Annotated in this window: 5 protein-coding genes; all 5 read right to left on the minus strand. The window is 54.6% G+C overall.

All coding sequences use genetic code 11. The annotated features are described in order from the left end of the window. Nucleotides 1-275: 275 nt before the first annotated feature. A complete protein-coding gene (locus tag ACZAHD_RS21565; protein WP_462458559.1) occupies nt 276-860 on the minus strand; it encodes a UbiX family flavin prenyltransferase in 585 nt (194 codons plus the stop codon). 157 nt (nt 861-1,017) lie between these two features. Continuing rightward, nucleotides 1,018-2,535 carry an amidophosphoribosyltransferase gene (purF, locus tag ACZAHD_RS21570; RefSeq protein WP_462458560.1) on the minus strand — a complete coding sequence of 506 codons (1,518 nt, stop codon included), beginning with the start codon at nt 2,533-2,535 and terminating at the stop codon, nt 1,018-1,020. A 33-nt stretch (nt 2,536-2,568) separates the two neighbouring features. Continuing rightward, the gene (gene cvpA / locus ACZAHD_RS21575; RefSeq protein ID WP_462458561.1) at nt 2,569-3,057 is read right to left on the minus strand and encodes a colicin V production protein; all 489 of its coding nucleotides are present in this window, start codon (nt 3,055-3,057) and stop codon (nt 2,569-2,571) included. Between the two features lie 198 nt (nt 3,058-3,255). Further along, entirely contained in the window at nt 3,256-3,966 is a 711-nt protein-coding gene (dedD, locus tag ACZAHD_RS21580; protein WP_462458562.1) for a cell division protein DedD, read from the minus strand. Then, nucleotides 3,956-4,896: bifunctional tetrahydrofolate synthase/dihydrofolate synthase (gene folC, locus ACZAHD_RS21585; protein WP_462458563.1), on the minus strand; the 941-nt coding region annotated here is incomplete at its 5' end. The genes dedD and folC, both read right to left, overlap by 11 nt.

A 4,896-nucleotide genomic window follows, 5' to 3' on the forward strand; every position in this document is an offset into this window, starting at 1 on the left:
ACAATACCCTTAAGTGTCGTGATGTTGTTATATGGTGCGTTGTTTCGTTATGTGTGTAGCCGACTCATCCTGCAGGTTTTATGCCATCTTCTCAGTACGTGCTGGAAACAGTGTTAAATTTGTTAATATAAAGTTGCAGGATTGTCTTGAGAGGGAAGATAGCAGCATTGACGGACAAACCGCAGTGGCCAAACGCAAAAAAACAAATTAAATGTCGAGGATTTGATCGAGGCGACAAAATTGCACTGCGGAGACGCAAAAGTTGACGATACGCACTACTTTAGTGCGTCAGAAGGCCCCTGCCAACGGGTAAAGAGATCCTGGGGGAGGGTAATATCGAACTGATCGATGACCCGGTTGACCGTCTGGTTAATCACATCATCGAGGGTTTGCGGGCGATGGTAGAAGGCCGGAACCGGCGGCATGATCACCGCGCCCATCTCCGCGGCCTGCACCAGCAGGCGCAGATGCCCAAGATGGAACGGCGTTTCCCGAACGCACAAAACCAGCGGGCGACGCTCTTTAAGGACCACGTCCGCCGCGCGGGTCAGCAGACCATCGGTATAGCTGTGAACAATGCCGGAAAGCGTTTTCACGGAACAAGGCAATATCGCCATTCCGACAGTCTTAAACGACCCCGACGAGATACTGGCGGCGATATCACGCGCATCATGAACCACATCAGCCAGGGCCTGCACTTCCCGCAGGGAATACCTGGTCTCCAGCGCCAACGTCTGCCGCGCTGCCTGACTCATGATCAGATGCGTCTCGACATCAGGCACATCGCGTAAAATCTGCAGCAATCGTACACCGTAAATGGCGCCGCTGGCGCCGGAGATACCAATAATAAGTCGTTTCACGCTGATTGCCTCTTCCACCGAATGGGGCAGACTTTGCCGGATTATAGCACCGGACGCAAGCCTTGCGGCCCGCTAAGCGTGAAGCCGTGCTTTCGGGGCCCGCAAAGCAAAAAGCCCGCAATCTGACGATGGCGGGCTTTGATAACAAAGGTGTGGCTTAGCCTTCGTTATGCATCTCTAAGTTTTCCACTTCGTTCTGACGCTGCACCGCTTTCGCATCGTCATTACGTAAGGAATCGAGATAATCAAGGTACTGTTGGTCCACATCCCTGGTGACGTACACGCCGTTAAATACCGAACATTCAAACTGTTGAATATCCGGGTTTTCCGCACGCACGGCATCAATCAGATCGTTCAGATCCTGGAAGATAAGGCCATCAGCGCCGATGATCTGGCGGATTTCGTCCACTTCGCGACCGTGGGCAATAAGCTCGGTTGCCGTCGGCATATCAATGCCGTAAACGTTCGGGAAACGAATCTCTGGCGCAGCGGAAGCCAGATAAACTTTTTTCGCACCGGCTTCGCGCGCCATCTCGATAATCTGCTCCGAGGTGGTACCACGCACGATGGAGTCATCCACCAGTAGCACGTTTTTGTCGCGGAACTCAGCGCGGTTTGCATTGAGCTTACGACGCACCGACTTCCGGCGCAGCTGCTGACCCGGCATGATGAATGTCCGGCCAACGTAACGGTTTTTTACGAAACCCTGGCGATAAGGTTTATCGAGGATACGGGCAATTTCCAGCGCGACATCGCAGGAGGTTTCCGGAATCGGAATCACCACGTCGATATCCAGATCTTCCCATTCGCGGGCAATCTTCTCGCCCAACTTAGTGCCCATATTGACACGGGCACTGTAGACGGAAATCTTGTCGATAAACGAGTCCGGGCGAGCAAAATAGACGTACTCAAAGAGGCACGGGTTGCTGACCGGATTCTCAGCGCACTGGCGGGTAAACAGCTGGCCCTTCTCGGTAATATAGACCGCTTCACCCGGCGCCACATCGCGCAGGAATTCGAAGCCAAGGGTATCGAGCGCCACGCTTTCGGAGGCCACCATATACTCGGTACGGCCATCGCCAACATCACGTTTCCCCAACACCAGAGGACGAATGCCGTTCGGATCGCGGAAGGCAACCATACCGTGACCAATGATCATCGCCACACAGGCATAAGCGCCGCGGATTTGACGATTCGTCGCAGCAATCGCGGCAAAAATGTTATCCGCTTCCAGCGGATAATGACGGAAGTTATCCAGCTCGCTGGCGAAGATGTTGAGCAGGATTTCAGAATCGGAGGTGGTGTTGATATGGCGGCGTTTTTCTTCAAACAGCTTCTTACGCAGCTCGTGCGCATTGGTCAGATTGCCATTGTGCGCCAACGTAATACCATACGGTGAGTTGACATAAAAAGGCTGTGCCTCGGAGGCACTTGAGCTGCCCGCCGTAGGATAGCGAACATGGCCAATACCCATATTGCCCTGCATACGCTGCATATGGCGAGCTTCGAAAACGTCACTCACCAGTCCGTTGGCCTTACGCAAACGGAAACAATTATTTGCATCAATAGTGATGATGCCTGCGGCATCCTGGCCACGATGCTGAAGCACCGTTAACGCGTCATAAATCGACTGGTTTACCGGCATAACACCGGCGATACCGACAATACCGCACATACGTCTTTTCCTCGTTCAGCCACATCCCAACGCTTATGCTTTGGGCAAGAAACTTGACGAGCTTTGCAGATAGTCAAAAAACCATCTGATAACGAAACTGAACTGCGGGATAAGCTCTGACTTTTGCCAGTCTTCGCTTTTCGCCATACCGGTAAAGCTATCGAGAAAGAACAGAATCGCAGAGACAATCAGCACGCCACGCAGGGCGCCAAAACAGATCCCTAACACCCTGTCGGTACCCGACAGGCCCGTTTTCTCAACCAGTGCGCCAATCACATAGTTAACGATGGCGCCAACGATAAGCGTTGCGATAAACAATATCGCGATAGCAATCCCATTGCGGACCATTTCGTCTTCAAAACCCGTGAACCAGACAGCCAGATAAGTGTAGTAATGGCTGGCAACAAAGAAAGCGCATCCCCAGGTTACCAGCGATAACGCTTCACGAATAAAGCCGCGGATCAGGCTTACCAGACAGGAAAAACCAATCACCGCTATAATGACGTAATCAATCCAGACCATAAACATCCCACGATTTACGCCCTGTCGTCCGGTTCGGGGCGCATTCTAACAGAAAAAGAAAACGTTTGCGTAGGGATTTCCGTGCCCTACAGAAATAAAAATGGCGCTGAAAAAACATTCAACGCCATGCTGTCTTTCGCCTCCTGAAAGCGCGTCAGACAGGAGCTTTCCCCCTCACCAGCGCGGAGAGGGGGAAGATTAGTTGGGGCTATATCCCATGACCACACCGCTCAGGCCGGAGAGCTGTTTCAGGTCGCCAAGCTGCCCTTTCAGTTTATCTTTTGAAGCGTCGGGGCCGACCAGAATACGGGTAATTTTACCCTGAACCGGTGTCGAAGGCGACGTGTAGACCTTAAAGCCGGAGGAACGTAGCTTACCGACGATTTCATTGACCTTATCCGCATTCTTCAGCGCGCCAAGCTGCACCACATAGGCTTTACCGGTCGGAGCAGGTATCTCTGCCGGTTTCGTCGGCTGCGTCTGAGCAACGGTTTGTTGCTGCGACTGCGGCTTCTCAACCGGCTTCGGCGACTGGGGCTGCGGTTTAGATTGAGGTTGAGGTTGAGCCTGTGGTTTGGGCTGCGGCTTCGGCGCAACAACCGGCTCCTGTACATCATCGAAACTGTTGCTGTTAACCGGGATGCGCGACGGATCCAATGACGGTGCAGCGGCGTCTCCCGCTCTGACCTCTTCAGCCGCGCCCTCCGGCGGCTGAGCCGGAAGTGCCTGAGTCGCCGCCGGGAGCATATCCGGCTCATCGCGGTCGCCCGGTTTTGGCACCAGTGGAATTGCCGCGAATTCGTCCTGATAATGCTTTTTCTGACCGTCAAGCAGACCCGGGAGGATAATCACCCCCAGCGCGACCAGCACAATCGTCCCGACTAAACGGTTCTGAAACTTACTCGCCACCGATTCTCCCCGCCTCTATTTCTTCCATTACATGCGCCACCGTATGGAATGAACCACACACCAGCACCGTATCTTCCGGTCTGGCATCGGCCATTGCCGCATGCCAGGCCTGAGCCACATTGGCGTAAGCTTTTCCTGCGCGTAAATGCTCCTGCAGCTGTTGTGCCGTTGCACCGCGCGGCCCTTCCAGAGGCGCACAGTACCAGCTATCCACTTCCGCCGTCAGGTTTGCCAGCGTGCCAGCAATATCTTTATCATGCAGCATACCAACAACCGCCAGCACGCGCCCCGTTTTCGACAGGCTTTTGAGACGTCCGGCGAGCCAGGCGGCCGCATGGGGGTTATGCGCCACATCAAGAATAACGCGCGGCGCTTCGCGGATTATCTGAAAACGTCCCGGCAGCATGGCCTGTTTAATACCGTCGCGAATCGCCCGATCGCTCAGCTTAAGTCGGCTGGCTCGCAGCGCTGCCAGCGCCGTTGCCGCATTCGGCATTGGAATCTGCGGCAACGGTAAATCCACCAGAGTCCCCTCCCCGTCGCTGAATGACCACGTCTGCGCATCGGCGACATAGCGCCAGTCGACATCGCGTCGCAGAAGCATCGCGCCTTTCCCGGCGGCCACTTCAGCAGTAGTATGGGGCATCTCCGGCTCGCCAACGATGGCAGGTTTAGCAGCACGGAAAATACCGGCCTTCTCACGGCCAATGCTTTCCCGATCCGGCCCCAGCCAATCAGTATGATCCAGGGCAATGCTGGTCACCACCGCCACATCAGCATCGACGATATTGGTGGCATCAAGGCGCCCGCCGAGACCAACCTCAAGGATCACCACGTCGAGCTGCGCCTGCTTAAACAACCACAGCGCAGAGAGCGTGCCAAATTCGAAATAGCTCAGGGAAATCTCCCCACGCGCCGCTTCAATTTCCG

Origin of the sequence: Raoultella sp., from assembly GCF_039594335.1 — a bacterium.
GTDB lineage: Bacteria > Pseudomonadota > Gammaproteobacteria > Enterobacterales > Enterobacteriaceae > Klebsiella.

What these genes read in the sequence shown, in the direction of transcription:
- purF (WP_462458560.1), bottom strand. Translation starts at nt 2,535, where the DNA reads ATGTGCGGTATTGTCGGTATCGCCGGTGTTATGCCGGTAAACCAGTCG.
- cvpA (WP_462458561.1), bottom strand. Translation starts at nt 3,057, where the DNA reads ATGGTCTGGATTGATTACGTCATTATAGCGGTGATTGGTTTTTCCTGT.